This window comes from Phenylobacterium sp. 58.2.17 (assembly GCF_026411515.1).
Taxonomy (GTDB): Bacteria; Pseudomonadota; Alphaproteobacteria; order Caulobacterales; family Caulobacteraceae; genus Phenylobacterium.
The window spans coordinates 125,527-151,253 of the sequence record NZ_JAPMTQ010000003.1; the positions used below are offsets into that span (position 1 = coordinate 125,527).

The 25,727-nt window shown below is 70.0% G+C and carries 26 protein-coding genes; 16 read left to right on the forward strand and 10 right to left on the reverse strand.

Features of this window, described 5'->3' with window-relative positions; all coding sequences use genetic code 11:
• The first annotated feature begins 42 nt into the window (after positions 1-42).
• The 5 genes from OUA97_RS03710 (at position 43) to OUA97_RS03730 (ending at position 3,494) form a co-directional block, all read left to right on the forward strand.
• On the forward strand, positions 43-1,188 hold the full coding sequence (locus OUA97_RS03710; RefSeq protein WP_267230465.1) for a pyridoxal phosphate-dependent aminotransferase: 1,146 nt from the start codon (positions 43-45) through the stop codon (positions 1,186-1,188).
• Positions 1,189-1,254: 66 nt separating this feature from the next.
• The gene (locus OUA97_RS03715) at positions 1,255-1,725 is read left to right on the forward strand and encodes an SRPBCC family protein (RefSeq protein ID WP_267230466.1); all 471 of its coding nucleotides are present in this window, start codon (positions 1,255-1,257) and stop codon (positions 1,723-1,725) included.
• Positions 1,726-1,775: 50 nt separating this feature from the next.
• On the forward strand, positions 1,776-2,219 hold the full coding sequence (locus OUA97_RS03720) for a GNAT family N-acetyltransferase (RefSeq protein WP_267230467.1): 444 nt from the start codon (positions 1,776-1,778) through the stop codon (positions 2,217-2,219).
• Between the two features lie 193 nt (positions 2,220-2,412).
• Positions 2,413-2,601, forward strand: a complete 189-nt coding sequence (locus tag OUA97_RS03725) for a hypothetical protein (RefSeq protein WP_267230468.1) — start codon at positions 2,413-2,415, stop codon at positions 2,599-2,601.
• Between the two features lie 68 nt (positions 2,602-2,669).
• Entirely contained in the window at positions 2,670-3,494 is an 825-nt protein-coding gene (locus OUA97_RS03730; RefSeq protein WP_267230469.1) for an enoyl-CoA hydratase/isomerase family protein, read from the forward strand.
• Between the two features lie 57 nt (positions 3,495-3,551).
• On the opposite strand, the gene OUA97_RS03735 is transcribed toward OUA97_RS03730, so the two are convergent.
• Positions 3,552-3,827: an acylphosphatase gene (locus OUA97_RS03735; protein WP_267230470.1), complete on the reverse strand. Its 276-nt coding sequence runs from the start codon at positions 3,825-3,827 to the stop codon at positions 3,552-3,554.
• A 114-nt stretch (positions 3,828-3,941) separates the two neighbouring features.
• On the opposite strand from OUA97_RS03735, the gene OUA97_RS03740 reads away from it, so the two are divergent.
• The gene (locus OUA97_RS03740) at positions 3,942-4,775 is read left to right on the forward strand and encodes an acid phosphatase (RefSeq protein WP_267230471.1); all 834 of its coding nucleotides are present in this window, start codon (positions 3,942-3,944) and stop codon (positions 4,773-4,775) included.
• Between the two features lie 80 nt (positions 4,776-4,855).
• Here OUA97_RS03740 and OUA97_RS03745 read toward each other — a convergent pair whose 3' ends face one another.
• Positions 4,856-5,332 (reverse strand): VOC family protein, encoded by a 477-nt coding sequence (locus OUA97_RS03745; RefSeq protein ID WP_267230472.1) that lies wholly within the window; start codon positions 5,330-5,332, stop codon positions 4,856-4,858.
• Between the two features lie 164 nt (positions 5,333-5,496).
• Between OUA97_RS03745 and OUA97_RS03750 the strand changes: the two genes are divergently transcribed.
• Positions 5,497-6,678, forward strand: a complete 1,182-nt coding sequence (locus OUA97_RS03750) for a hypothetical protein (protein WP_267230473.1) — start codon at positions 5,497-5,499, stop codon at positions 6,676-6,678.
• Position 6,679: 1 nt separating this feature from the next.
• Here the strand turns inward: OUA97_RS03750 and OUA97_RS03755 are convergent, their stop codons facing one another.
• Positions 6,680-7,492, reverse strand: a complete 813-nt coding sequence (locus tag OUA97_RS03755) for a hypothetical protein (protein ID WP_267230474.1) — start codon at positions 7,490-7,492, stop codon at positions 6,680-6,682.
• A gap of 247 nt (positions 7,493-7,739) precedes the next feature.
• Here OUA97_RS03755 and OUA97_RS03760 point away from each other — a divergent pair, with 247 nt between their 5' ends.
• The gene (locus tag OUA97_RS03760) at positions 7,740-10,055 is read left to right on the forward strand and encodes a TonB-dependent receptor (protein ID WP_267230475.1); all 2,316 of its coding nucleotides are present in this window, start codon (positions 7,740-7,742) and stop codon (positions 10,053-10,055) included.
• A gap of 78 nt (positions 10,056-10,133) precedes the next feature.
• Here OUA97_RS03760 and OUA97_RS03765 read toward each other — a convergent pair whose 3' ends face one another.
• Together OUA97_RS03765 and OUA97_RS03770 are read right to left on the reverse strand one after the other, a co-directional pair.
• Positions 10,134-11,840: an arylsulfatase gene (locus tag OUA97_RS03765; RefSeq protein WP_267230476.1), complete on the reverse strand. Its 1,707-nt coding sequence runs from the start codon at positions 11,838-11,840 to the stop codon at positions 10,134-10,136.
• Between the two features lie 69 nt (positions 11,841-11,909).
• Positions 11,910-12,518 carry a TetR/AcrR family transcriptional regulator gene (locus tag OUA97_RS03770; RefSeq protein ID WP_267230477.1) on the reverse strand — a complete coding sequence of 203 codons (609 nt, stop codon included), beginning with the start codon at positions 12,516-12,518 and terminating at the stop codon, positions 11,910-11,912.
• 212 nt (positions 12,519-12,730) lie between these two features.
• On the opposite strand from OUA97_RS03770, the gene OUA97_RS03775 reads away from it, so the two are divergent.
• From OUA97_RS03775 to OUA97_RS03790, 4 genes are all read left to right on the forward strand, one after another.
• A complete protein-coding gene (locus tag OUA97_RS03775) occupies positions 12,731-13,045 on the forward strand; it encodes a DMT family transporter (RefSeq protein ID WP_267230478.1) in 315 nt (104 codons plus the stop codon).
• A 78-nt stretch (positions 13,046-13,123) separates the two neighbouring features.
• Positions 13,124-13,708 (forward strand): TetR/AcrR family transcriptional regulator, encoded by a 585-nt coding sequence (locus tag OUA97_RS03780; RefSeq protein WP_267230479.1) that lies wholly within the window; start codon positions 13,124-13,126, stop codon positions 13,706-13,708.
• A 67-nt stretch (positions 13,709-13,775) separates the two neighbouring features.
• The gene (locus OUA97_RS03785; RefSeq protein WP_267230480.1) at positions 13,776-14,162 is read left to right on the forward strand and encodes a hypothetical protein; all 387 of its coding nucleotides are present in this window, start codon (positions 13,776-13,778) and stop codon (positions 14,160-14,162) included.
• Positions 14,159-14,797, forward strand: a complete 639-nt coding sequence (locus tag OUA97_RS03790; RefSeq protein ID WP_267230481.1) for a histidine phosphatase family protein — start codon at positions 14,159-14,161, stop codon at positions 14,795-14,797. Before OUA97_RS03785 ends, OUA97_RS03790 begins: the two co-directional genes overlap by 4 nt.
• Here OUA97_RS03790 and OUA97_RS03795 read toward each other — a convergent pair.
• A complete protein-coding gene (locus tag OUA97_RS03795; RefSeq protein ID WP_267230482.1) occupies positions 14,794-15,378 on the reverse strand; it encodes a TetR/AcrR family transcriptional regulator in 585 nt (194 codons plus the stop codon). The genes OUA97_RS03790 and OUA97_RS03795 overlap by 4 nt on opposite strands.
• Before the next feature lie 111 nt (positions 15,379-15,489).
• On the opposite strand from OUA97_RS03795, the gene OUA97_RS03800 reads away from it, so the two are divergent.
• Together OUA97_RS03800 and OUA97_RS03805 are read left to right on the forward strand one after the other, a co-directional pair.
• Positions 15,490-16,356 carry an acyl-CoA thioesterase gene (locus OUA97_RS03800; RefSeq protein WP_267230483.1) on the forward strand — a complete coding sequence of 289 codons (867 nt, stop codon included), beginning with the start codon at positions 15,490-15,492 and terminating at the stop codon, positions 16,354-16,356.
• A gap of 27 nt (positions 16,357-16,383) precedes the next feature.
• Positions 16,384-18,528, forward strand: a complete 2,145-nt coding sequence (locus OUA97_RS03805; protein WP_267230484.1) for a TonB-dependent receptor plug domain-containing protein — start codon at positions 16,384-16,386, stop codon at positions 18,526-18,528.
• Here OUA97_RS03805 and OUA97_RS03810 read toward each other — a convergent pair.
• The 4 genes from OUA97_RS03810 to OUA97_RS03825 form a co-directional block, all read right to left on the reverse strand.
• Positions 18,525-19,967 carry a metal-dependent hydrolase family protein gene (locus OUA97_RS03810; RefSeq protein WP_267230485.1) on the reverse strand — a complete coding sequence of 481 codons (1,443 nt, stop codon included), beginning with the start codon at positions 19,965-19,967 and terminating at the stop codon, positions 18,525-18,527. The two genes, OUA97_RS03805 and OUA97_RS03810, sit on opposite strands and share 4 nt — an antisense overlap.
• Positions 19,968-20,110: 143 nt before the next feature.
• Entirely contained in the window at positions 20,111-20,401 is a 291-nt protein-coding gene (locus tag OUA97_RS03815) for a DUF6958 family protein (RefSeq protein WP_267230486.1), read from the reverse strand.
• A gap of 22 nt (positions 20,402-20,423) precedes the next feature.
• Positions 20,424-22,025: an AbgT family transporter gene (locus tag OUA97_RS03820; protein ID WP_267230487.1), complete on the reverse strand. Its 1,602-nt coding sequence runs from the start codon at positions 22,023-22,025 to the stop codon at positions 20,424-20,426.
• Between the two features lie 105 nt (positions 22,026-22,130).
• Positions 22,131-22,961: a thioesterase family protein gene (locus OUA97_RS03825; RefSeq protein WP_267230488.1), complete on the reverse strand. Its 831-nt coding sequence runs from the start codon at positions 22,959-22,961 to the stop codon at positions 22,131-22,133.
• Between the two features lie 121 nt (positions 22,962-23,082).
• On the opposite strand from OUA97_RS03825, the gene purL reads away from it, so the two are divergent.
• Both purL and OUA97_RS03835 read left to right on the forward strand, forming a co-directional pair.
• Positions 23,083-25,284 carry a phosphoribosylformylglycinamidine synthase subunit PurL gene (gene purL / locus OUA97_RS03830; protein WP_267230489.1) on the forward strand — a complete coding sequence of 734 codons (2,202 nt, stop codon included), beginning with the start codon at positions 23,083-23,085 and terminating at the stop codon, positions 25,282-25,284.
• The gene (locus OUA97_RS03835; RefSeq protein WP_267230490.1) at positions 25,284-25,709 is read left to right on the forward strand and encodes a hypothetical protein; all 426 of its coding nucleotides are present in this window, start codon (positions 25,284-25,286) and stop codon (positions 25,707-25,709) included. Before purL ends, OUA97_RS03835 begins: the two co-directional genes overlap by 1 nt.
• The last annotated feature ends 18 nt before the right edge of the window (positions 25,710-25,727 follow it).

The window sequence follows — 25,727 nt, forward strand, 5'->3', positions numbered from 1 at the left end:
GGGCTCCTTGATTTGGCCGCGTGCCTGCGCCAGAGCATCGACATGTCCCTGCGCATCGACCCGTTCCACGCCATTTCCGTCAGCGGTCTGGCCCATCGGCTGAAGTCCGAGGGCCGCTCGGTGATCCACATGGAGTTCGGCCAGCCGTCCACCGGCGCCCCGAAGGCGGCGATCGAGGCCGCCCACAAGGTGCTCGACAGCGATCCCATGGGCTATTGGGAGAGCCCGGCGCTGAAGGCCCGCATCGCCCGCCACTACCTGGAAAAGTACGGCGTCGAGGTCGCGCCGAACCGCATCACCCTGACCTGCGGCGCCTCGCCGGCGCTGGTCCTGGCCCTGGCCTCGTCGTTCAATCCCGGCGACCGCGTGGCCCTGGCGCGGCCCGGCTACGTCGCCTACCGCAACACGCTCAAGGCCCTGCACATCGAGCCGGTCGAACTGGCCTGCGGGGCGAACGAGCGCTACCAGCTCAGCGCCGAGCGCATCGCCGCCCTCGATCCCGCCCCCGCCGGCGTGATCATCGCCAGCCCGGCCAATCCCACCGGCACCATCATCCCGGCCGCCGAGCTGGAGGCCATCGCCAAGGTCTGCCGCGAGCGGAACATCAAGATCGTCTCGGACGAGATCTATCACGGCCTCAGCTACGTCGAGCCGGCGCGCTCGATGCTGGAGTTCGAGCCGAACGCCCTGGTGGTCAACTCGTTCTCCAAATACTTCAGCATGGCCGGCTGGCGGCTGGGCTGGCTGCTCTCGCCGCCCGAGCACGTGAAGGCGGCCATCGCCTATATGGGCGCGCTGTTCCTGACCCCGCCGTCGCTGGCCCAGCACGCCGCGCTGGCGGCGATGGACTGCGAGGACGAGCTCGAGGGCCACATCGAGGTCTACCGCGCCAACCGCGCCCTGCTGCTGGAGGCGCTGCCGCGGCTGGGCCTGTCGGCCATCGCCCCGCCGGACGGCGCCTTCTACATCTATGCCGACGTCGCGCACCTGACCGACGACAGCCTCAGCTTCTGCCAGCGGCTGCTGCAGGACACCGGGGTCGCCACCGCCCCCGGCGTCGACTTCGATCCGGTCGAGGGCCGCCACTTCATTCGCATGTCGTTCGCGGTCTCGACGCCGGAGATCAAGGAGGCGATCTCGCGGCTGGAGCCCTGGTTCGCCGCCCAGGCCGCGGCGAGCGCGGAATAAAATCCAGCGCGGCTGTCGGCCCCCGCGAACCTGCCGCGTCCTAGGGGCAGACCCAAGGAGATCGACATGACCGACACCGCCGCCGACCGCGAACTCGTCCTGACCCGCATCGTCGACGTTCCCGCCGACAAGCTGTACCGCGGGTGGACCGAGCCGGAGCTGATGAAGCAGTGGTTCGCCCCCAAGCCGTTCACCGTCCCGGTCGCCGAGACCGACGTGCGCCCCGGCGGAACCAGCTTCGTGGTCATGAAGGACCCGGACGGCAACGAATATCCCAATCGCGGCGTCTATCTCGACGTCGAGCCGGGCAGGAAGATCGTCTTCACCGACGCCTTCACCGAGGCCTGGACGCCTTCGGACAAGCCGTTCTTCGTCGGGACCATCAGCTTCGAGGACCTCGGCGGCGGCCAGACCCGCTACACCGCAACCGCCCGCCACTGGAGCGTCGAAGACAAGCAAGCCCACGAGCAGATGGGCTTCCACGAGGGCTGGGGGATCTGCCTCGACCAGCTGGTCGAGGTGGCCCGCGCGCTGTAGGCCGACAGCTCTAGGCGCCGGCCGACTCCTCGCCCAAAGTTGGATCACCGATGAGCGTCCAGATCCGTCCCTTCGCAGAGACCGACCGCCCGGCCTGCCAGGCCATCGCCGCGGCGGCCGCCCTCACCTCCTATGGCGCGCACATGCCGCCCGAGGCGTTCGGCCCGCACGAGCCGCTGGAGCCGGCCGACCAGCGCGCGGTCGCCGTGATCGGCGGCGAGGTGGTCGGCTTCATCGAGCTGGTCGGCGCCCACGTCTCCAACGTGTTCGTCGCGCCGGCGGCCCAGGGCCAGGGTGTCGGGGGCCTGATGATGGCCTGGGCCGAGGCGCAGGCCGACGGCCCGCTGACGCTGTCGGTGTTCACGGTCAACCCGAGCGCCCGGCGTTTCTATGAGCGGCTCGGCTTCGTGGTCGAGGGGCTCAAGACCATCGCCTTCGCCGGTGGAGACCACGAGGTCTGGCGCATGCGCAAGGACCGCGCCGCGCCGCTTTGACGGCGATCAAAGTCGACTGCATCCATCGCCCCTATTCAGGCGTTGCAGTGACCAGGAGGTCGCTATGGCGCTTCTGTCCCACCCTCTGAAGGCGTCGCAGCGCTTGCTCGGTCCGCGGCGGTCCTCCCCCGTTCCGCCGCCAGGCGCTCCCCCGCCGCTTCGCCTGTCGCCAGGGCGAGCGGCGGCGGGCGCATTGCTCGCCCTGATCGGCCTGGCCGGTCTCATCGGCCAGATCGTCGTGTTCAACTGCGGTTCGCAGGCCTGCGACCGGGCGATGATGACCGTCGGCCTGGCCATGGGCGCGGCGCTGGCCGCCCTCTGCCAGATTGCGATCATCCTCGGCCTCTGGCTGCTCTGGACAGCACGTCGGCGCGACGTCTAGGCCCTTGCCGCCCCCTGGACCCGGGCATAGGCTGCCTGGATTAATTTACGTCATAAAGGGAAGCGACGATGAGCGCTGCGGTGGAAACGGTCCAGAAGTCGGAAGAAGTCCTCTATGAGGTGGCCGAGGGGATCGCCACCCTCACGCTCAACCGGCCCGAGCGGCTGAACACCATTTCCGGGCCGATGTTGGCCCGCCTGACCCAGCTGCTGATCAAGGCCAACGAGGACCCCGCCGTGCGGGTCATCGTGCTGACCGGAACCGGCCGCGCCTTCTGCGCCGGGCTCGACCTGGTCGACGCCACCCAGGGATCGGGCATCGGCTCGGACAAGCAGGTCTCCACGATCTCGGTGAACCTCGACCTGCGCAACACCCCGCCGACCGTGCTGTTCGCCATGGACAAGCCGACGATCTGCGCGCTGAACGGCTCGGCCGCCGGCTACGGCATGGACACCGCCATGGGCTGCGACATCCGCATCGCCGGCGAGAGCGCCAAGATGGCCGCCGCCTTCGTCAAGCGCGGCGTGGTGCCGGAGAGCGGCGGCACCTGGATCCTGCCGCGGCTGCTGGGCTGGGCCAAGGCCGCCGAGCTGATCTTCACCGGCCGCACCCTGTCGGCCAAGGAGAGCCTGGAGCTCGGCCTGGTCAACCACGTGGTTCCCGACGCCGAGCTGGCCGCCAAGACGCGCGAGATCGCCCTGGAGATGGCGGCCAACGCGCCGCTGGCGGTGCAGTCGGCCAAGCGGCTGATGCGGATGGGCCTGTCGGAGACGTTCAACGACCACGTCCACCACGTCTATCTGCAGTTCCTGCAGCTGATCCGCACCCAGGACTTCAAGGAGGGCATGACCTCCTTCCTTGAAAAGCGCCCGGCCGACTTCCAGGGCCGCTAGCGCTTGAGCGTCGGCCCGGCTCCGGCCGGGTCGACATCCGCCTCGGCGGGACCTGCTCTAGCTGCGCGCGGCGAACCCGACGCTGCCGTCGTCGTCCGCCGCCAGGGCCTGCACGTCGGCGACCGAGGCGGCGGGCGGACCGCCGCGGCACGCTTCGGCCATCCGCTCCAGCGCGACCTCGTCGCCGATCGCCAGCAGCTCGACCGAGCCGTCGGGGCAATTGCGCACCCAGCCGTCGAGGGCGAGCGCCCGCGCCTGACGCTCGGCCCACCAGCGATAGCCGACGCCCTGCACCTGTCCGGTGATGCGCAGTCTGAACGCACGCCGTTCCATGCGCCCAGCATGCGCCGGCGGGCAACGATTGTCATGACATCAGGGTCGCGCCCGATTTGCTGACGCATGGTCACCCGCCTAGGCTGTGCGGAATCGAAGACGAGGGAACGGATGATGGTCAGGCAGGCATGGGTGGTCGCCATTGCGGCGATGGTGGCGAGCTGCGCAGCGCCGGGCGGTCAGGCGCCGCAGATGCAGGCCAAGGCCGAGCCCAAACCGATCCCCGAGATCCGCCCCGGCTACCTGGCCGGCTACCTGCCGATGGGCGGCGCGCCCAACAGTCTGGCCATCCTGCCCGGCCCGCCGGCCGCCGGCTCGCCCGCCCAGGCGCGCGACGACGCCGCGGCCAAGGCGGCGATCGCCCTGAACGGCGGCCCGCGCTGGTCGGTGGCCGTACAGGACGCCGAACTGAAATTCCCGGCCGCGGCCGAGACCTTTTCCTGCGCACTGGGCGTGAAAGTCAGCGCCGAGACCACGCCGCGCCTCTACACCATGCTGCGCCGCACGCTCGTTGACACCGGGCTCTCGACCTATCCGACCAAGACCAAGTTCCAGCGCCAGCGGCCGTTCATGGTCAACAACACGCCGATGTGCACGCCGCAGGACGAGGCCGAACTGCGCAAGGACGGCTCCTACCCCTCCGGGCACAGCGCCATCGGCTGGGGCTGGGCGCTGATCCTGGCCGAGGCCGCGCCCGACCGCGCCACCGAGGTGCTGCATCGCGGGCGCGCCTTCACCCAGAGCCGGGTGGTCTGCAACGTCCACTGGCTGAGCGACACCGAAGAGGGCCGGATGATGGGCGCGGCCACCGTCGCCAAGCTGCATGACAACGCCGACTTCAAGGCGGACCTGGAAGCAGCCAAGGCCGAGATCGCCGCCGCCCGCGCCGCCGGCCAGGCGCCGACCCGCGACTGCGCCGCCGAGACCGCCGCGCTGGCGAACGGCTAAGTCCTCCATGTCATCCCGGATTGCGCAGCAAACCGGGATGACATGGACACCTGACACTGAAGGCCAGGCGCCGCGACGCCCTACCCGGCGTGGGCGGCTTCCAGGTCGGCGACGATGATCTTGCTCATCTTCAGCATGGCCTGGACCACGCGCCCGGCCTTGGCCGGATCGGGATCGCTCATCAGCCGCGGCAGCGCCTTGGGCACGACCTGCCATGACACGCCGAAGCGGTCCTTCAGCCAGGCGCACTGGCTGGGGGATCCGCCGTCGGCGATCAGCCCCTCCCAGTAGCGGTCGACCTCGGCCTGGTCCTCGCAGTCGATCACGAACGACACCGCCTCGGTGAACTTGAAGTGCGGCCCGCCGTTCAGGGCGGTGAACTGCTGGCCGTCCAGTTCGAACTCGACGGTCATCACCTGCCCGTCCATGCCGCCGGGGGAGCCGGGCGGATAGCGCGTCACCTTGCCGATCTTCGAGTTCGGGAACAGCGAGACATAGAGCTCGGCCGCCTCGTGGGCCTGGCCGTCGAACCATAGGAACGGATGAATCTTGCGCATGTCGTCCTCCTCACCGGGGCGGCGCGCCGCACCCGCGATCGAGCCCATCAGCGGGACCTCGGGCCAAGGACGAACCAGCAAGGCCGGATCCGACATCGGTAGAAGACCCGATTGCCGCGGCCGCGCCCGCTTGCCCAAGCTTGCCGGCGAAAGGACGCCGCCCCGTGGTCCACCAGGCTGCCCTCCCGCCGATGTTCGGCGTCGAAGCGATATTCGAAGGCGGCCCGCCCCGGCGGCTGACCGCCCTGGCGCGCCTGCCCTCGCCCATCGCCCCCAACGCCACCGTCCGGGCGGTGCTGACCTTCGGCATCGCCTGGATTCCGCTGGCCGTGCTGGTCGCCCTCGACATCGTGCTGGGGCGGCCGGACGTCCTCGACAGCTTCGTCGAGGACATCGGGGTTCACGCCCGCTACGCGATCGCCGCCCCGCTGCTGGTGCTGGGTCACGTCGTCTGCGCCCGGCGGCTCGGCCGCATCGCCTATCATTTCCAGGTCTCGGGCCTGCTCGGCGAAGACGACCAGCGACGGGCGCGCGAGGCGCTGGAAGCCACGCGCCGCCGCGTCCATTCGCTGTGGGCCGAGGCGGTGGTCGTCATCGCCGTCTACGCCCAGGTCGCCACGCTGGTGGCGCTCGAGCCGCAGCTTCTTCGCCAGGCCGACTGGCAGGTCGCGGCGGACGGCGCCGGGCTGTCGGCGGCCGGCTGGTGGCACGGCGTGGTCAGCGTGCCGCTGCTGATGGCGCTGCTGCTCGGCTGGGTCTGGCGGATCGCCAACTGGGCCTGGTTCCTGCGCACCGTCTCGCGCCTGGACCTGAGGCTGGTGTCGGCCCATCCCGACCAGGCTGGCGGGCTCGGCTTCCTGGCCCAGTCGGTCCGGGCCTTCTGCATCGTCGGCATGGGCCTGGGCGCGATCGTCGCGGGGCGCTTCGGCTACGTCTATCAGCACGATCTGGCTACGCCGTTCACCAACCTGCTGCTGGTCGGCGGCGTGACGGTGCTGACGCTGGCCCTGGCGGTCGGACCGCTGCTGTTCTTCATGCGCGCGCTGATGCAGTCCTGGCGGCACGGGGCGCTGGAATACGGCGTCCTGGCCAGCGACATGGGCGTACAGTTCGAGCGCAGCTGGTTCGGCGGATCCGAACGGCCGATGCTGGCCGAACCGGACTTCTCGGCCGCCACCGACCTCTATCAGGTGGTCGCCAACGTCTACGCCATGCGCTTCATTCCGGTCGACCCGCGCAGCCTGATCATGCTGGTGGCCGCCACCCTCGCCCCCTTTATCCCGGCGATGTTCCTGTCCATGCCCACCGAGGCGGTGATCGGGGAACTGAAGGCGTTGCTGTTCTAACCTAGCGGTCGAGCCAGCGGCGCCAGGCCGGCTTGGGCTTGGGCTTGACCGGCGGCGTCGGGGCCGCGACCGGCGGGGCGACGGGCTCGGCCTTGGGCGGCGCCGGGGGCGGCAGGCTGAACATCGCCCGATCGACCGGCAGAAAGTCGACCTTCGACAGCACCCGTTCGCGCGGCGCGGCCAGGCCGCCGCCGGACACCGCCACCCGGAACGGGATCATCACTGCGCCCACGCGGCGATAGTCGGAGATCTCGTAGGTCGTCGGCGGCCCCTGGCCGTCATGCTCCACCATCCGGCCGAGCAGGCGGCTGCGCGCGTCGAACCAGAGGTCGCGCGGCGCGCCGCCGGCCGGCTGCACCCGCAGCACCTCGTAGCTGCGGCCCTGGTGCTGGCGCACCCCTTCGTGCGAGCTGCGCAGGTCGAAGCGGCTCGGATAGAAGTAACCGTAGGCGGCGAAGAACGCCTCGCCCCGGACCTTGGCCAGATACGGTCCGCGATCGGACCCCGTAGCCGCGCCGCTGGCCAGGACCCGCCACTCGGCCGCGCCGTTGTAGCCCTGGATCAGCTTGGCGCCGCCGTCGGTGTGGGACTCTTCCCGCAGCCCGTAGCGCAGGGGATCGGCCCAGCGTTCGACCGGCTTGCCGCCCTCCGCGCCCACTTCGTGCACGCCGCGCAGCATGTTCCAGGCGGCCGCCCCGCCGGAGGCCGCGCGCGCCTTATCGAGCACCCTCTGGGCGGCGGGAGAATTCTGGGCCTGCGCGGCGCCGGCCGCGAGCACCGCGACGGCGACCACCGCGGCGAACAGCTGACGCATCGGCGAAGTCCACATGAGCCGGCGAAGGAAGCGGCGAAGGATGTCGAGAATACGGCGACTCGCGCCCTTGGCCCGCCTGTTAGCCGCACCGCGCCAGCGCCGCAAACCGTCCGCCCCGATAATTACGATACTTTAGAGTTGACATAATTGAGCCGTGAGGAGAAATCTCCGCCGCGTAACGCCGTTGCGGCGACGCCAGCCGACGCGCGCAGACGCCGCCACGGTCGGCGCACAACTAGGGGGAAGCATGTTCCACACTGCCTTCACGCGGTCGTCCGCGTTCACCAAGCGCGCGCTGCTGGCCGGCGCCGCGGCCGCCGCTGTGCTCGGCTCGGCCGCCGCCGCCGCGGCCCAGGAGCCCGACACCCTGCTCGGCGAGGTTGTCGTCACCGCCCAGAAGCGCACCGAGCGCCTGCAGGACGTGCCGGTTTCGGTGAACGTGGTCTCCGCCCAGGCGCTGGCCGACAGCCATGTCTCGGGCCTGCAGCAACTGCAGCAGCTGTCGCCGTCGCTGACCTTCACGCCCTCGGCGAACACCCGCGGCCAGGGCCTGTCGGTGCGCGGCCTCGGCACCCTCAACTTCTCGGACGGCGTGGAGCCGACCGTCTCGGTGGTGCTGGACGGCGTCGTCATCGGCCGCAGCGCCGGATCGTTCTTCGACTTCAACGACGTCGAACGGATCGAAGTGCTGCGCGGGCCCCAGGGCATGCTGTTCGGCAAGAACGCCGCGGCCGGGGTGATCAACATCGTCACCGCCCGCCCGAACCTCAGCGAGTTCGAGGCCGACGCCTCGATCAGCTACGCCACCTTCGACGAGGTCCGCGCCAAGGGCTCGGTCTCGCTGCCGATCAAGAGCGGCGAGCTGGCCGCCCGGATCTCCGGTTTCTACAATGAATCCGAAGGCATCATCACCAACCGGTTCGACGGCAAGAAGTACAATGGCCTGAATTCCTATGGCGTGCGCGGCAAGCTGGTCTGGAGCCCGGACGACAGCTTCGACCTCTTCGCCACGCTGGACTACACCCGCGCCGACCAGGACTGCTGCGTCAGCACGGTGCGCTCGATCCTGCCGACCACCCGCTATTTCGGCCCGACCGGCCCGACCCGCGCCTCGCTGTTCGCCGGCGTCGAGGTCGGCCCCTATAGCCGCGAGGCCAATTTCGACGGCAAGGCGTTCAACGACCAGAACACCTGGGGCGCCTCGGTCGAGATGAACAAGGAGTTCGAGCCCTTCACCCTGACCTCGATCACCGCCTATCGGGCGTTCGAGGTCGAGGACAACAACGACGCCGACGGCGGCCCGCTGACGATGCTGAACATCAACAGCGCCCACCAGAAGCAGAACCAGTTCAGCCAGGAACTGCGCATCACCTCGCCGGCCGGCCAGCGGCTGGAGTACGTGGCCGGCCTGTTCTATTTCGACCAGGACGTCTCCACGACGACGGAGATCCTCGGCAACTTCGGCCAGGTGCTGCCGGCCGGGCAGTACTTCCAGAACTTCATCGATCGGGCGATCAGCACCCGCAACTACGCGGTGTTCGGCCAGGCGACCTTCAACGTCACCGACCAGCTGCGGCTGATCGGCGGCCTGCGCTACACCAACGAAGAGCTGAAGGCCCGCTTCCTGCGCACTGTCCCGGCCGGCGCCCGGGCGGCGGTCCCGAGCCTCGGCGGTCCGCCCCTGGACGCCCCGCATCTGAACGCCAAGGACGACGACGTCTCCGGCAAGCTCGGCGTCCAGTACGAGGTCAGCGACGACGTCATGGCCTATGCGACCTACTCGCGCGGCTACAAGGGCCAGGCGATCAACCTGCTGAACAACCTCAGCGCCGCCACGGTCAATTCGGGCAAGTACGTCCTCGCCCCGGAAACGGTGAACAACTACGAGATCGGCCTGCGCACGACGCCGTTCGACCGCCGGATGATCTTCAACATCACGCTGTTCCAGACCGAGATCGAGAACTTCCAGGCCCAGACCTTCGACGCGAACACCACCACCTTCGCGCTCGCCAACGCCGGAGAGCTGCGCTCGCGCGGGGTGGAGCTGGAGACCCAGTACCGCCCGAACCAGGCGTTCCAGTTCTCGGCCAACGTCGCCTATGCCGACACCCGCATCGAGGACTTCGCTCCGGCCTGCTATCCCGGCCAGACCGCGGCGCTGGGCTGCGTCGGCGGCCGCCAGGAGGTCACCGGCAGCGCGCTGACCAACGCCCCGATGTGGTCCTACACCCTGGGCGCCAGCTACAACCGGCCGCTGGAATCGATCCCGTTCGACCTGACCGCCGACGTCTCCTACAGCTATCGCTCGTCGGTGTTCTTCACCTTCCGCGACCCGAACACGATCCAGCCCGGCTACGGCCTGCTGAACCTGAACGTCGGGCTGCAGAGCAATGACGGCCGCTACGGCGTCACCGTCTTCGCGCGCAACCTGCTGGACGAGCAGTTCTACTCCGGCATCGGCACCGGCTTCCTGGACACCAACGCCACCGGCGCGGGCTACACCCAGAGCCTGACCCAGGACGCGTTCCGCCGCGTCGGGATCGAGGCCAAGGTCCACTTCTGAGGATCGGCGGCGGCCCGCTCCGGCGGGTCGCATGCTCATAAGGAAAGGGCGCCGCGATCGCGGCGCCCTTTTTCGTATCTAGTGCTCGAAGTAGCGGGCGAAGCGGCAGACGAGGTCCGCCGACGTCCGCGGTCCGGAGCCGTATTTGCCCCACTCCTGGTCCCACAGGCGCTTCAGGCGCGCCAGCTCCTGCGGGTGACGCGCGGCTAGGTCGACCGACTCGGCGAAGTCGACGTCAGTGTTGTAGAGCTCCCAGCGGTCCTGCCCCTCGTCGCACTTGTGCAAGGCCACCGCCCGCCAGCCGCCGTCGGTGATCGCCCGATTGCCGCGCAACTCGAAGTACTGGATCGTGCGCGCCGGCGGGGCCTTCGGGTCGGCGAAGGTGGCGGCGAACGAGCGGCCGGCGACGGGCAGCTGGCGTTGGCCGTCGACGGTGTCGGCGAACTTGGCCCCGGCGACCGCCAGCAAGGTCGGGGCGATGTCGACCACGTCGGCGTACTGGCTGCGCACCGCCCCGCGGTCCTTGATCACCGCCGGCCAGGAGACGATCAGCGGCGTGCGCACGCCGCCCAGATGCGGCCAGAGCTTGTAGCGGCGGAACGGGGTCACCCCGGCCATCGCCCAGGGGCGCGGATACTCGGCCTGGGTCTTGACCGTGCCCAGCTCGTCCAGCCGCGCGCGCTGTTGTGCCGGCGTCAGGGTGTTGGGGCGATAGAGCCCGTCGAACGATCCGGTCTGCCCCGCCTCGGGCGCCGCGCCATTATCGGACAGCAGCACGACGATGGTGTTGCGGCTGAGACCGGAGGTCTCGAGATAGGCCAGCAGCCTGCCGATCTGCTCGTCGGCGTGCTGCATGAAGCCGGCATAGACCTCCATGTAGCGGGCATAGACCGCCCGCTCGTCCTCGCTGAGCTCAGCCCAGGGACGGTCGCCCTCGGCCGCAGGCGGCAGGACGGTGTCGGCCGGGATGATCCCCATGGCCTTCATGCGCTCGAACCGCTCGCGGCGGATTTCGTCCCAGCCCTTGTCGTAGACGCCCTTGTAAGCGTCGGCATAGCGGGCGGGGACCTGCAGCGGCGCGTGGGCGACCCCGAGCCCGAGGTTGAGGAAGAACGGCTGCTCCGGCGCCTTGCCCTGGTGCTCGCCGATCAGGGCGATCGACTTGTCCACCAGGTCGCTGGACAGGTGATAGTCGGCCGGCAGGGTGGGGTGGATGTAGCCGTTGTTCTCGACCAGGTCGGGCTTGTACTGGTCCGTCCAGCCGCGCGCGAAGCCGTAGAAGTAGTCGAAGCCCCGCTGCAGCGGCCAGGACTCGCGGCCCGCCGTCTCGCCCAGCTGGCTCATCGGGATCAGGTGCCACTTGCCCACCAGCCAGTTGGCGTAGCCCGCGGCCTTCAGCGCCTGGGCCATGTTCTGGGCGTTCTTCGGGACGTCGAAGGCGTCCTTCGGGAAGGCGCTCGGCATCACCGCGGCGACGTCCGGCACGTCCGGCATGTTGACCGTATGGCCGTTGCGGCCGGTGATCATCGCCGCCCGCGTGGTCGAGCAGACCGCCTTGGTGTCGAACCGGTTGTAGCGCAGCCCGCGCGCGGCCAGGGCGTCGATGTGCGGGGTGCGGATCTCGGCCCCGAAGCAGCCCAGATCCGAGAAGCCGACGTCGTCGAGCACGATGGTGATGATGTTCGGCCGCGCGCCCGGAGCCGGCTTGCGTGTCGCCGCAGCCGCGCCGCGCGCCAGGGCGGTCGAGGCCAACAGGGAGGTGAGCAGCACGCGGCGGTGGATCATGGCGGACTCCGAGGTTCCGCTCAGGTTTCGGCCCGCCCCGATATTATGTCAACTTCATAGTATCGTAATTCAGCGCGGCGCGGCCGGCGGCGACAGCAGGCTCTGGATCAGGGTGCGCAGTTCCTCGTCGCTGACCGGCCAGTTCAGCGAGTGGATGTTGCGCGCCACGCCGTTCAGTACGTTGAGGATCACCGCCGCCGGCAGGGCGGGCGGCGGGGTCATGCGCGCCAGCGCCTCGGCCAGCGCGCCGGTGTTGCGATTGCGCCGGGACTTGGTGCCCGCGGTCAATGGCACGCCGATCTCGCGGTTCACGCGCGCCTCGGTCTGCAGCGCCACCGAGCAAGCGCCGAGGTGGGAGTGGCTGTAGAGCTCGATAAGCTTGTGGGCGAAGGCCTCCAGGTCCGCCGCGGGCGCGCCGGTGTCCTTGAACTCGGCCTCGCTCCAGACCTCGAGGAACGCCTCCATCACGCAGGCGGTGGGGGTGTCCCAGCGGCGGTAGAAGGTCGCCTTGGTGACCCCGGCCTCAGCGCAGACGCGCTCGAGGGTCATGCCGGAATAGCCGTGCCGAGCCAGCACCAGGAGCGCGGCGGCCTTGATGCGTTCCTGCAGACCGCTGTCGCGCGGGCGGCCCCGTCCGCGGCGCGGCGGTTCGGCTGCCTTGGCCTCGGTCGGGCTCATGACCTTGGATGTCTCCCCGCGTCGAATCCGCGACCGGCGGACCCCGCCGGCGCTCGGACCTAGAGGCCCGGGCCGCCCTCGCCCGTCAACCCCCGCGTGCGACAAGTCCTTGGCCGCGCCGGGGATTTTCTGTACGAGCGGCGTGGCGTAGCGGCCTCTTTCGGGTTTCCGGCCGCCGCCTCTCCCCCGAGCCCGCATGCAGGAGACATCCCATGGCGTGGCTCGTCCTCGGCGTCGCCGTCGTGACCGAAATCATCTGGGCGCTGAGCCTGAAGTGGGCGGGCGTGCAGGCCACCTGGCAGGCGGCCGCCGTGCCGATCGCGCTGAGCTTCGTGAACATGGGCCTGCTGGCCTGGGCCATGCGCGGCCTGCCGGCGGGGACCGCCTATGCGGTGTGGACCGGCCTGGGCGCGGTCGGGGTCGGGATCTGCGGCGCGCTGCTGTTCGGCGAAAAGCTGTCGGGCGTGCAGATCGGCTTCATGGCGCTGATCGTGGTCGGGGTGGTCGGGACCAAGCTGGCCGCCTGAGCGACTTGCGCCCGCCGGCCATGCGCCTTCGCGGCTCGACATTGACTTGCGGCCGCGGCCGGGCCCATCACCTGGGCGATGTCCAAGACGGATAGAGCGCCGCGCCGCTGGTCGGACGCCACCCACGCCAGCCTGATCGAGGCGGGGATCGCCGCGTTCGGCGAGCACGGCTTCGAGGCCCTCAGCGAAGACGCCATCGCGCGGCGCGCTGGCCTGACCCGTGGGGCGATCCAGTACCAGTTCGGCGGTAAGCGCGGCCTGTTCGCCGCGGTGTTCCGGCACATCCTGGCCCAGACCGCCCGCGCCCTGTCCGATCAGACCATGGAGCGGGCCCATTCGGTCGCCGAACTGGGCGAGGGCGTCGGGGTCTTCATGGACCTGGCGCTGGACCCGAGCCGCGGGCGGCTGCTGTTCGTCGAGGCCCCGGTGGTGCTCGGCTGGGAGGACTGGCGCGCAGGCCTGCGCGAGGCCTTCGCGCCGTTGCTGCACCACGCGCTCGGCCACTGGGTGTCCGAAGGCCTGCTGAACGAGGCCGACGTCGCAGGCTATGCCGAAGTGTTGCTGGGCGCGGGCGTCCAGGCGGCGCTGGCCCAGAGCGCCGGCGACCCGGCCCCGCGCGCAGCCCTGGAAGCGATGATCGCGCGCCTGGCCGCCCGGCCCTGAAGTCCCTCGCGGTTGCGCACCGATGTTATTTCATGCACATTGCATGAAATAACAGGAGGAGACCAGGATGTCCCGCTTCGCCGTCATTGCGGCCGCCGTGCTCGGCGTGCTGTTCCCATTGCTTGAGACGCTGCGGCGCGGGTTCTCGGCCTGGCTGACTACGCCGGTGACGCTGCTGGAGGACTATGTGGCCGGCGGCCTGCTGCTGTGGGCCGCGGTGGTCCTCGCCCAGCGCCGGCCCAGCGGCTGGGTGGTGATGCTGGCCGCGGCGGCCTACACCACCGGCATGATGTCCTCGAGCTTCTGGAAGCAGCTGGAAGCGCAGCTGACCGGCGAGACCTGGGAGGCCAACCAGGGCCTGATCATCGGTTTCAAGCTGCTCCTCTGGGGCCTGCCGCTCATTCTGACAGTCCTTTCGGCGAACGTCGTCCTGCGCGAACGGCAGGCGCGATGAGCAAGGACATCTATCTGGTCGCCCACGGCGAGGCCCAGCACCACGTCCAGGGCCTCGTCGGCGGCTGGTACGACAGCGAACTGACCGAACTGGGCCATCGCCAGGCTCAGGCGATCGCCGAGCGACTCGCCGAGCGACTGGCCGGCGCGCCGTCCGTGGGGGTCTATGCCTCGGACCTGCGGCGCACCGCCCAGACCGCCGCGCCCATCGCCCGCGCCCTGGGCGTCGAGGCGGTCCATTGGCGCGACCTGCGCGAGCGCAGCTATGGCGAGGCCGGCGGCAAGCCCGACGCCTGGCTGGAGGCGCGTACGGTCGCAGCGCCGAAGGACGGAAACCGGCTCGACCACCGTGACGGCCTGGCCGAGGCCGAGACCAAGCGGGAGTTCGCGACCCGGATCTACCGCGCCATGGACGCCATCGCCGCCACCCCCTGCCCGGTCCAGGTGGTCGTCACCCATGGCTATGCGGTGACCTTCGCCATCGCCGCCTGGATCAGGATGCCGCTGGAGTCGGTCGGCTGGGTGAACTTCCGGTCGAGCTCTGGCGCGATCAGCCACCTGCGCGAGGACGACCGCTGGTTCAACCGCTACCTGATGAGCCTCAGCGACACCGACCACCTGGCCGGCGTCGGCTAGCCCACGTCGCGCGCCGGCTCCTGGGCGAGCGCGGCCTGGCGGGCGATGGCCAGGATCTCGTCGCCGCGCGCGCCGGGCCCGTAGACCCGCGCCAGCAGCAGGCCGCCGAGCATCGTGCTCCACGCCGCCACCGCCGCGTCGGACTTGCCGTCCGGCTCGCCCATCGACCTGGCGGTCCGCTCGAAGACGCCGTCCAGCCGCTCGGCCATCAGGGCGCGGACCTGCGGATCGTCGCAGCGCGCCACATCGGCGGCCAGCGAGGCGATAGGGCAGCCCTGCCCGATCCCGTCACGGTGCGCCCGGCTCAGATAGCGTGCGACCAGACTGCGAAAGCCGCCGCCGGCCCGCTGCTGGGCCGCCCGCTGGCTGGCGAAGGCGCCGTCCAGTGCGCGCCCGAGCGCGGCGAGCGTCAGCGCCGAACGTGACCGGAAGTGACCGTAGAAGCCGCCGCGGGTCAGGCTGGCCTGCTGCATCAGCGCATCGATGCTGAGATTGTCCAGGCCGCCGGCCCGGATCCGCGCGGCGGCCGCATCCAGGATACGCTCGCGGCTCTCGGCCTTCTCGGCTTGCGAATGTCCCATCGGCTTCGGACCTCACGACTGACCATCGCCAGAACTAGCACAATCTGCGCTGAAGCAATAGGAGGGCATGATTTTCCTTGGGAATCTGAATGATTGACTTCATGCAGATACATGTTGACCATCATGCAGATTACCGACTGGAAGATTTCGATGACCGCCGCCACCATTTTGGCCGAAGCTGCCGCCCACCCGTTCGACGAGGCCCTGGCCCTGCGGCCCGTCGGCGAGGGCGTCTATGAAGGGGTTCCCAGCCCGCGATACTGGAACATGGCCGGTCCATTCGGCGGGATCACCGCCGCCACCTTGCTGAAGGGCGTGCTCGACCACCCTGCCCTGCGCGGCCGGCCGCTGGCCCAGACCGTCAACTTCTGCGCCGCCATCACTCCCGACCCGTTCGTCCTGAAGGTGGTCCTGGAGCGCGATGGCAAGTCGACCCAGCATTGGAGCGCGCGTCTGGAACAGGCCGGCCAGATGGCGGCCAACGCCACCCTGGTCACCGGCCCCGAACGCGAAACCTGGGCGCACCAGCCGGCCCAGCCGCCGGAAGTCGGCGAAGCCTCCAGCGTGCCGGTGTTCGACACCGCCGCGGCGACCGCCTGGTTCGCGCAGTACGAGATGCGCTTCGAGCACGGCGCATTCGGGCAGGAACAGCCTTCGCAGACCGGCCTCACCCGCGCCTGGCTGCGCGACCGCCAGCCGCGGGCGCTGGACTACCTGGCGCTGGCCTCGATGGCCGACGCCTTCGCGCCGCGGGTGTTCCTGATGCGCGGCGTGCGCGCGCCGGCCGCGACGGTGAGCCTGTCGACCTATTTTCTGGCCGGGCAGGCCGAGCTGTCGGCGCAGGCCACGCGTCCGATCCTCGGCTCGGCGCAGCCGCGCGCCGCCAGCCAGGGCTTTCACGATCAGACGGTGGAGCTGTGGTCTGACGCCAAGTCGCTGCTTGCGGTCTCGCACCAGCTGGTGTGGTTCAAAGACTAGAACGACAAAGAACAAGACGGGGGTGTCATGGGGGGAATTCGACGCCGGCGGGCCCATCTGGGCGCCGCCGCGATGGCGCTGGGCTGGCTGCTGGCCGGCCAGGCCGCCGCGCAACCGGCAAAGGCCGAGGACGGAACGGCGACATTCCCGGCCGCCTTCTTCGCCCAGTACAATCCGGTGACCGCCGCCGACATGGTCGCCCGCACGCCCGGCTTCGAGCTGCGCGACGGCGATGACCGCCGGGGCTTCGGCGGCTCGGCCGGCAACCTGCTGATCAACGGCGAGCGCCCCAGCTCCAAAACCGCGGCCTCCGAGATCCTCAAGCGGATCCCGGCCAGCGACGTCGTGCGCGTCGAGGTGATGTCGGCGACCAACGCCTCGGCCGACGTCAGCGGCCAGACCCAGGTGGTCAACCTGGTCATCAACCAATCGGCGGCGCGCAAGCCCTCGACCACCTTCGTCGTCGGCCTGCGCCAGATTCAGTACTCCGAGCGGATCGGCTGGACGCTGCAGGCCTCGCGCTCGATGGCCCTATCGCCCACCGCGGACCTGTCGCTGGACGTCCAGGCGCCCAACACGCTTGGCCGCGGGGAGATCCGCGACCTGCTCTATAACGACGCCGGCGGCCTGACCGGCGCCCGCTACCAGATCGGCCAGTCGACCAATGTCAGCCTGCAGGGCTCAGCGCACCTGCGCTGGCGGCCCAACGGAGAGGACGTCGTCAACCTCAACGCCCAGTACGTGCCGACCTGGAACGGGACCGACACCGTCCAATACGAGGCCCTGGCCACGAGCGCCCTGCGCAGCAGCTTGGTCGGGCGCACCGAGTACGACGACAACTATACCGCCGAGGTCGGCGGGGACTGGGAACACCGCTTCTCGCCGGCGCTGTCGGTCAAGCTGATCGGGCTGATGTCGCAATCGAGCGTCGTCCAGCAGGACGTCTACGACATCTTCACCGCCCCCGCGGCGAACCTGATCCGCACCCAGGACCGCACGACCAGCGGCGGCGAGCGCATCGCTCGCGGGGTGGTGAAATGGAACGCGTTCTCCCGCCACGCCCTGGAGTTCGGCGGCGAAGGCGCCTTCAACTTCCGCGACACGACGCTCGACATCATCAACCAGCCGCACGGCGGGGCCCCGGTGCGCGTGCCCCTGCCTGTGGCCGACGCCCGGGTCGAGGAGGTGCGCGGCGAGCTGTTCGTCACCGACATGTGGTCGGCGTCCCCAAAGCTGACGATCGAGGGCGGCGTCAATGTCGAGTTCTCGCGTATTTCCCAGACCGGCGACCAGGAGCAGGAGCGCGAGTTCAACTTCGTCAAGCCGCGCCTGAACGCCACCTACGTGCTCACCCCCGACCACACCCTGCGCTTCAGCCTGGTGCGCGACGTCGCCCAGCTCGATTTCGCCGAGTTCAGCAGCACCATCGACTTCGTGAATTCCTCGACCATCCAGGGCAATCCGAACCTGGTTCCGGAAACGGCCTGGAAGTCCCGCGTCGAATGGGAGGGCCGCTTCGGCCAGCGCACCGCCGTCACCCTGGCGGCCTTCGCCGACGCGGTGCAGGACGTCCACGACCTGGTCGAGATCGGCGGCTTCGACGCCTACGGCAATATCGGCGACGGCACGCGGATCGGGGCCGAGGTCCGTGGGACCGTCCCGCTCGACAAGGCCGGCCTGCGCAACGCCGAGCTGCGCTTCAACGGCCTCTACCAGCAGACCCGCGTCACCGACCCGATCACCGGCCAGGAGCGTTCGTTCTCCGTGCCGCTGGAGCGCCAGGGCACGGCGTCCGGCGCGCCGGTGCTGAACGCCGGCAACAAGGACTGGGCCTATGTGGTCAATTTCCGCCAGAACCTGCCGACGATCTCCTCGGCCTGGGGCGTCGCCGTCGTGCAGTGGGCCGAGCGCGACGAGTACCGGCTGGCCGAGATCATCACCTATGTCCGCCCAGAGCCGCGCATTGACCTGTTCTTCGAGACCACGCTCATCAAGCCGGTGACTCTGAAGCTCTACGTCAACAACATCCTCTCCTCGTCCGAGGAGCGGACGCGGACCTACTTCCGCGGCTCGCGGGCCGGCGGTCAGATCGACCGGGTCGAGGAGCGGCTGTCCGACGGGGGCCCGGAAGGCTCGCGGGTCGTCGGCGTCCTCGTGTCGGGCCGGTTCTAGGCGGCCGCCCGAGTGTCCTTGAAGACCCTGCCGCCCTTCATGATCAGCTTGAAGTTGGTCTCCGGGTCGGCGACGAGCGCCAGGTTCGCGGTCGGGTCGCCAGCCACCAGGATCATGTCGGCGAACGCCCCCGGCTCGATCACCCCCAGCTTGCCGCGATAGGGGTTCATCGGGCCGGACATGGCGAGCAGTTCGCCGTTGCCGGCGGTCGCCATCCGCAGCGCCTCGGCGCCGCTGTGCCAGCGCGACAGGTGGCTCAGCAGCCGGCCCTGCAGGCGCGTGGTCTGCGGCGAAAACAGCAGGTCGCTGCCGAACGCGGTCTTCACGCCCAGGCGCTTGGCCAGACTGTAGACGGTGTCGGTGCCCTCAAGCACCTGCAGCAGGTTTATGCGGCTCTGGCCGGTGACAGGGGCGTTGTCCTCCTCGCTGACGAAGGGCTGGGTGCTCAGCCACACGCCCTTGTCGGCCATGATCCGTGCGGTCGCCTCGTCCATCAGGTGGCCATGCTCGATGCAGCGGGCGCCAGCGGAGATCCCCCGCTGGATCTGGGCGGGCGGATAGGCGTGGACGGCGACGTAGGTGCCGCGGTCGGCCGCCGCCTCGGTCCCCGCGCGGAACTCGGCCTCGCTGAAGGTGGCCATGTCCAGGGTCGTGCGCGGCGAAGACACGCCCCCGCCGCCGATCATCTTGATGTGCGAGGCGCCCTGGATCAGCTGTTCGCGCACCCGCAGCCGCACCTCGTCGGCGCTGTCGGCGATGTTCGCCGCGCCCGTCGATTCCACATAGCTGGGCACGCCCGGTTGCCGCGGCAGGTCGGACACCGGGCGCAGGTCGCCATGGCCGCCGGTGCTGGTGATCATCGCGCCGCAGGGATAGATCCGCGGGCCGACGGCCAGCCCCTCGTCGATCGCCTGCTTGAGGGCGAAGGCCGGCCCGCCCAGGTCGCGGACCGTGGTGAAGCCGCGCATCAGGGTGCGCTCGGCCTCGGCGCTGGCGGCCAGGAAGATATAGCCGATGTCGGCCGACATCAGCGCCATGACCGGCAGGCCCGCGAACATCGTATGCCAGTGGGCGTCGATCAGCCCGGGCATCAACGTGCCGCCGCCGCAGTCGATGAGTTGGGCGCCCTGCGGGGCGCTGGCGTCGCCGGTGGACACCTGCTTGATGCGGTCGCCCTCGACCAGCACCTGCATGCCGCCGCGGGCGCGCAAGGACTTCCCGTCGAAGAGCTGGAAGTTGCGCAGCACGATCGGCAGCGCCGGCGGCTCCTGCGCCTTCGCCCGCCCCGCCAGTCCCAGCGCGGCGAACGAGCCCGTAGCGCCGGCCATGAAGCCGCGCCGCGAGAAATCCGTGGCGATGCGGCCAGCGGCCGCCCTCAGCTGCGGCTGACAGCAGGCGCATGACAGCGGCGGGGCCGGATCGGCTTGGCAGGTGAACATGGGCGTCTCCCGTTCCCCGCGTCCGGCCAGTCCGCTCGCGGCGTCCGGAAGAGGCAGGCAGAAGCGGCCCGCGCCGCAAACCCGGTCAAATCCCGAGATCGCGAACGCAAGACGCGCATGACCGGCGCCTTACGTGCGAGGCCTCAGACGCGGTGGAGCCGGACCGGCGCTCCGGCCGCGCGGGCGATCACCCCCTTGGCCTCCAGGTCGAGCTGGACGCACTTAAGCCACCAGCCGGCCTTGTCGCCGCCGGGGAACAGGTCCTGTGGCAGCAACGCGAGCAAGGCGGCCTTGGCCGCGGCGACCGTGAGGCCGGGCGCGGCGGCCGGGAGCACCGCCAGCAGGGCGGTCTTCATGGCCCCGTACTTGGCCGCGTCGACGCGCGTGGTTCGGCCGGGACTATTGGGGTTCTCGACCTCGACCTTGTCCGACATGCGCGTCTCCTCCCGTTGTCGATCAGCGCGCGGGCGCAGCGCCCGGATAGTGCACCTGCGCCCCCGGCCCCAGCGGCAGGTCCAGCAGCACCCAGCCGACGGTCATAGCGATGCCGGCGGCCATGAAGCACAGCGCATAGGGCAGCATCAGGGCCAGCAGCGAACCGACGCCCATGCCCCGGTCCCACCGCTGGCCGAAGGCCAGGATCAGCGGGAAGTAGCTCATCAGCGGGGTCATGATGTTGGTGTAGCTGTCGCCCATCCGGTAGGCCGCGGTGGTCATCTCCGGGCTGACGCCCAGCAGCATGAACATCGGCACCACCACCGGCGACAGCGCGCTCCACTTGGCCGAGGCCGAGCCGATGAACAGGTCCAGGAACGAGGACAGCAGCAGCACGCAGACCAGCAGCACCGCCGGCGGCAAGGCCATGGCCTGCAGCGCCTCGGCTCCGTTGATGGCCACGATCGGACCGATCCGCGACCAGTTGAACATCGCCACGAAGTGCGCGGCGAAGAACACGAAGACCAGGTAGGGCGCCATGGTGCGCACGCCGTGCTGCATCATCTGCACGACGTCGTCGGCCGACCGGACCGTGCCGACAGCGCGGCCGAAGGCGATGCCGCTCAACACGAACAGCAGGAAGAAGCCGGCGATCAGCGAGGCGTAGAGCGGCTGCAGCCGCGAGGGCCCGACGGCGTCCTGGTCGATGAACGGGGTGTAGCCCGGCCACAGCGCCAGGGCCGTGAAGGCGGCCACCACCGCCAGCGCCGCCAGTCCGGCCCAGCGCAGGCCCTTGCGCTCCTGCGCGGTCAGACCGGCCTTCTCGAGGTCGGCGCGCAGTTCCTCGTCGACGACGCCGTTCCAGACGCCCAGCCGCGGCTCCACCACCTTGTCGGTCAGGAACCAGATGATCGGGGTGAACAGCAGGACGATGGCGCAGATGTAGTACCAGTTGCCGAGCGGGTTCATCGTCCAGTCCGGCTGCACGATCCGGGCGGCCTCCTGGGTGAAGCTGAGCAGCAGGACGTCGATCTGGCCGGGGATCAGGTTGCCGGCGTAGCCGCCGGACACCGCCGCGAAGGCCGCCGCCAGGCCGGCCAGCGGATGGCGGCCGGCCACCGCGAAGGTGATCGCCGCCAGCGGGATGAACACCACGTAGGCCGCATCCGAAGCATGGTGCGAGACCATGCCGATCACCGCCACGATCGGGGTCAGCAGCGCCTTGTGGGCGTTGCCGAGCGAGGCGCGGATCAGAGCCGAGAACATGCCCGAGCGCTCGGCCACGGCCGCGCCCAGCATGATGGTCAGCACCAGGCCCAGCGGCGCGAAGCCGGCGAAGGTGCGCGGCATCTCGGCGAACAGGCGGGCGATGTTTTCCTGCGAGAACAGGCTGGCGGCGCGATAGGTCAGGACGCCATTGGCCAGCTCGGCGTGCTCGGGCGCCTTGGTCCCCGAATAGGGCAGCGAGGCCTGCCAGCCCATGGCCGCGCCCAGCGCCGACAGCAGCATCAGGGCGAAGATCAGATAGACGAAGATGATCGTCGGATCGGGCAGCAGATTGCCCGCGCGCTCGACGAACCCCAGGAAGCCGCGCTGGCGGTCGGGTCGGGTTTCGTCGGTCATCGAGGCTCCTGTGCAGCGCCGCTTGAAAGGGGCGACCTGTCTAGCCAAGCCTTTGAATGCCGACCATCAACTTCTATTTGACCAGGTGGGGCCGGCCCGCCGCCGCTATTCGGGCACGGGCGGCGGCGCCTGGCGATACCAGGCCAGCTGCTCGCTGGTGGCCAGCAGCCGCCCGTCGCGCGACCAGTAGCTGGAACGCTCGTCCGAGGCGCCGCCGCCGCCGACCCGTCCCTCGCACTCGATCAGGATGAAGTCGTCGCCCAGGGCGGCGATTTCCTCGACCGTGGCGTGCAGATAGGCGGTGAGCGACAGGGTCGTGGTCATCACCCGGTCGAGCGCGTACATCGCGCGCGGCGCGGAATTGTCCGTCACCATGGCCAGCAGGGCCTTGTCCCACACGCCGTTGCGCGGACGCACCCAGGCCAGGGAGCGGGAGTCCCCGCCCGGTGTGGGCGGAAAGCCGTCCAGGGTCCGCCGCTCGAAGGCGGAGGCGCCGAAGTGCAGCGGCCCAGCCGGATGGTCGGGGCTGGGCAGCTCGTCGGGCGACGGCGCAACCGGCAAGGCGGCGAACGCGAACGGCGGCGTCGGCGGGCGGCGCGCCATGGTGATCATGCCATGGACGCCGACCTCCTCGACGCCCCGGGGCCGGAGCTCGACCTCCCAGACCCCGATCGAGCCGCCCTGGCGCAGCCGGCGCGTGCGCACGTCGAGCTCGCCGGACGGCAGCCCCGCGGCGTAGGTCAGGGTCATGGACAGCACCTCGCCGCTCGCCTCGGGCTCTGCCTCCAGCACCCGGACGCAGAGGCCAAGCGCATAGCCGCCCCACAGACCGCCGCCGGGATTGCGCCACTCGGGCGCGGCGAAGGTGGTCCATCGCCCGGGCGCGGCTGGGCGCAGGGCGATGTCGTAGGCGGGGTTCGCGGAGGTCTCGGACATATCTGCGTTCTACCGGGCCGGCGCCGGCGCGCAAGCCGCAGGCGGCGCGGCGAGCGCAACCTGACGCGGCACATTCCCCGCCCCCTCCCCATCGGGACAGAGTCCCGCTATATGCGCGGCCATGAGCGCTCAGCCTGTGAAGACCCTCCGCGAAACCGCCGCCGAGTACGGCCTGAAGTCGGAAGAATACGACGTCATCCTGCAACGCCTGAACCGCGAGCCCAACGAGGTCGAGCTGGGCGTGTTCTCGGTGATGTGGAGCGAGCACTGCTCCTACAAGTCGAGCAAGAAGCACCTGGTGAAGTTCCCGACCACCGGCCCGCGGGTGATCTGCGGTCCGGGCGAGAACGCCGGGGTCATCGACATCGGCGACGGCCAGGCCTGCATCTTCAAGATGGAGAGCCACAACCACCCGTCCTACATCGAGCCCTATCAGGGCGCGGCGACCGGCGTCGGCGGCATCATGCGCGACGTCTTCACCATGGGCGCGCGGCCGATCGCGCTGCTCAACGCCCTGCGCTTCGGCGATCCCAGCCACCCGAAGACCAAGCGCCTGGTGTCGGGCGTGGTCAGCGGCATCGGCGGCTACGGCAACTGCGTGGGTGTGCCCACCGTCGCCGGCGAGACCAATTTCCACCGCGGCTATGACGGCAACATCCTGGTCAACGCCATGTGCGTGGGCCTGGCCGACGCCGACAAGATCTTCTACTCGGCCGCCCCGGCCGCCGGCTTCAGCGTCGTCTATTTCGGCTCGAAGACCGGCCGCGACGGCATCCATGGCGCGACCATGGCCTCGGCCGAATTCGACGACGCCTCGGACGAGAAGCGCCCGACCGTGCAGGTCGGCGACCCCTTCGCCGAAAAGCTGCTGATCGAAGCCACCCTCGAACTGATGGCCTCGGGCGCGGTCGCCGCCATCCAGGACATGGGCGCGGCGGGCCTGACCTCCTCGTCGGTCGAAATGGCCGGCAAGGGCGGCGTCGGCATCGAGCTGATCCTCGACGACGTGCCCCAGCGCGAAGAAGGCATGACCGCCTACGAAATGATGCTTTCGGAAAGCCAGGAGCGCATGCTGGCGGTCCTGAAACCGGGCCGCGAGCGCGACGGCCACGCCATCTTCGAGAAGTGGGGCCTGGACGCGGCGATCATCGGCGTGACCACCGACACCGGCCACCTGGTCCTGAAGCACAAGGGCGAGACCGTCTGCGACGTGCCGCTGGCGCCGCTGTTCGACGACGCCCCGCTCTATGACCGCCCGTGGGTCGCCTCGCCGCAGCTGCCGCGCCTGGCGCCTGCCGACGTCGCCGCCCCGACCGACTACGCGGACGCCGTGCTGAAGCTGATGAGCAGCCCGGACATGGCCTCCAAGCGCTGGCTGTGGGAGCAATACGACCGCCACGTGATGGCCGACACCCTCGAGGACTCGGCCACCGGCGCGGACGCCGGCATCGTGCGCGTGCACGGCACCAAGAAGGCGCTGGCCGTCACCTCCGACTGCACCCCGCGCTACGTCCTGGCCGACCCCTTCGAAGGCGGCAAGCAGGTCGTGGCCGAGGCCTGGCGCAACCTGACCGCCGTCGGCGCCGACCCAATCGCGATCACCGACAACCTGAACTTCGGCAATCCCGAGCGGCCCGAGATCATGGGCCAGATCGTGCGCGCCATCGAAGGCATGGCGGAGGCCTGCCGCGACCTCGACTTCCCGGTCGTGAGCGGCAATGTCAGCCTCTACAACGAGACCAACGGCGCGGCCATTCCGCCGACCCCGACCGTCGGCGCCGTCGGCCTGATCGCCGACTACGCCCACCGCGCCGACTTCGCCGGCATGAAGGACGGCGACGCGCTGGTGCTGCTCGGCGCCACCGCCGGCGAACTGGGCGCCTCGATGTACCTGCGCGAGGTGCTCGGCCAGGAAATCGGCGCCCCGCCGAGCGTTGACCTGGCCCTGGAGCGCAAGGTGGGCGACCTCGTGCGGAGCCTGATCCTCTCGGACCAGGTCACGGTCTGCCATGACCTGTCGGACGGCGGCCTGATCGCCGCCGCAGCCGAGATGGCCCTGGCCTCGAACACCGGCTGCACCCTGAAGGCCGCTACGTCGACCGCTCCGCACGCCTTCCTGTTCGGTGAGGACCAGGCCCGCTACCTGGTCGCCGTCAAGGACGCCGCCCCGATCCTCGCCGCGGCCCAGGCGGCCGGCGTCGAGGCCGCCGTGGTCGGCAAGGCCGGCGGCGCGGACCTGGCGGTCGAGGGCCTGTTCACCCTGCCGCTGGCCAAGCTCCGCGCCGAGCATGAGGGCTGGATGCCGGCCTATATGGGCGGCTGATGTCCAAGCTCCGCCGCCTCATCGACCTGCCCGGCGTCCGCGACCTGGAAGACAAGGCGCTGATGCAGCCGCGCTATGCCGACGCCGACGCGCGCTCGACGTACCCCGAGATCGACGAGGTCTCGCGCGCCCTGTTCGGCCTCACCCAGGATGAGGCCGACGACGTGACCCGACCGGAAGGCTGGGACCGGATCGAGCGCAAGCCCGTCCGCGACCAGGTCATCGCCTTCGAGGCCGAGGGCTGGGACGTCACCGACGATAGGCGCCGGCCGCTGCGGATGTTCGACCACTTCGCGCCGCAGCTCTGGCTGGCCCTGCGCGGCGTGGCCGGAGAGCTGCCGTTCCAGGCCGAGGCCGACCCCGACGAGGCGGTCTATTCGTCCCTCGCCGCCGACGCCGCCAAGTTCCGACGCGACCGGCGCTAGCTGATACGGGCGGCGGGG

Excerpts from the sequence above, each read along its gene's own strand:
- OUA97_RS03785 (WP_267230480.1), top strand. The coding sequence starts at position 13,776 with ATGTCCCGCTTCGCCGTCATTGCGGCCGCCGTGCTCGGCGTGCTGTTC.
- OUA97_RS03740 (WP_267230471.1), top strand. The coding sequence starts at position 3,942 with ATGGTCAGGCAGGCATGGGTGGTCGCCATTGCGGCGATGGTGGCGAGC.
- OUA97_RS03735 (WP_267230470.1), bottom strand. The coding sequence starts at position 3,827 with ATGGAACGGCGTGCGTTCAGACTGCGCATCACCGGACAGGTGCAGGGC.
- OUA97_RS03745 (WP_267230472.1), bottom strand. The coding sequence starts at position 5,332 with ATGCGCAAGATTCATCCGTTCCTATGGTTCGACGGCCAGGCCCACGAG.
- OUA97_RS03755 (WP_267230474.1), bottom strand. The coding sequence starts at position 7,492 with ATGCGTCAGCTGTTCGCCGCGGTGGTCGCCGTCGCGGTGCTCGCGGCC.
- OUA97_RS03810 (WP_267230485.1), bottom strand. The coding sequence starts at position 19,967 with ATGTTCACCTGCCAAGCCGATCCGGCCCCGCCGCTGTCATGCGCCTGC.
- OUA97_RS03805 (WP_267230484.1), top strand. The coding sequence starts at position 16,384 with ATGGGGGGAATTCGACGCCGGCGGGCCCATCTGGGCGCCGCCGCGATG.
- OUA97_RS03780 (WP_267230479.1), top strand. The coding sequence starts at position 13,124 with ATGTCCAAGACGGATAGAGCGCCGCGCCGCTGGTCGGACGCCACCCAC.
- OUA97_RS03720 (WP_267230467.1), top strand. The coding sequence starts at position 1,776 with ATGAGCGTCCAGATCCGTCCCTTCGCAGAGACCGACCGCCCGGCCTGC.
- OUA97_RS03765 (WP_267230476.1), bottom strand. The coding sequence starts at position 11,840 with ATGATCCACCGCCGCGTGCTGCTCACCTCCCTGTTGGCCTCGACCGCC.
- OUA97_RS03775 (WP_267230478.1), top strand. The coding sequence starts at position 12,731 with ATGGCGTGGCTCGTCCTCGGCGTCGCCGTCGTGACCGAAATCATCTGG.
- OUA97_RS03820 (WP_267230487.1), bottom strand. The coding sequence starts at position 22,025 with ATGACCGACGAAACCCGACCCGACCGCCAGCGCGGCTTCCTGGGGTTC.
- OUA97_RS03825 (WP_267230488.1), bottom strand. The coding sequence starts at position 22,961 with ATGTCCGAGACCTCCGCGAACCCCGCCTACGACATCGCCCTGCGCCCA.
- OUA97_RS03710 (WP_267230465.1), top strand. The coding sequence starts at position 43 with ATGTCCCTGCGCATCGACCCGTTCCACGCCATTTCCGTCAGCGGTCTG.
- OUA97_RS03760 (WP_267230475.1), top strand. The coding sequence starts at position 7,740 with ATGTTCCACACTGCCTTCACGCGGTCGTCCGCGTTCACCAAGCGCGCG.
- OUA97_RS03730 (WP_267230469.1), top strand. The coding sequence starts at position 2,670 with ATGAGCGCTGCGGTGGAAACGGTCCAGAAGTCGGAAGAAGTCCTCTAT.
- OUA97_RS03790 (WP_267230481.1), top strand. The coding sequence starts at position 14,159 with ATGAGCAAGGACATCTATCTGGTCGCCCACGGCGAGGCCCAGCACCAC.
- OUA97_RS03795 (WP_267230482.1), bottom strand. The coding sequence starts at position 15,378 with ATGGGACATTCGCAAGCCGAGAAGGCCGAGAGCCGCGAGCGTATCCTG.
- OUA97_RS03770 (WP_267230477.1), bottom strand. The coding sequence starts at position 12,518 with ATGAGCCCGACCGAGGCCAAGGCAGCCGAACCGCCGCGCCGCGGACGG.
- OUA97_RS03835 (WP_267230490.1), top strand. The coding sequence starts at position 25,284 with ATGTCCAAGCTCCGCCGCCTCATCGACCTGCCCGGCGTCCGCGACCTG.
- purL (WP_267230489.1), top strand. The coding sequence starts at position 23,083 with ATGAGCGCTCAGCCTGTGAAGACCCTCCGCGAAACCGCCGCCGAGTAC.
- OUA97_RS03815 (WP_267230486.1), bottom strand. The coding sequence starts at position 20,401 with ATGTCGGACAAGGTCGAGGTCGAGAACCCCAATAGTCCCGGCCGAACC.
- OUA97_RS03715 (WP_267230466.1), top strand. The coding sequence starts at position 1,255 with ATGACCGACACCGCCGCCGACCGCGAACTCGTCCTGACCCGCATCGTC.
- OUA97_RS03800 (WP_267230483.1), top strand. The coding sequence starts at position 15,490 with ATGTTGACCATCATGCAGATTACCGACTGGAAGATTTCGATGACCGCC.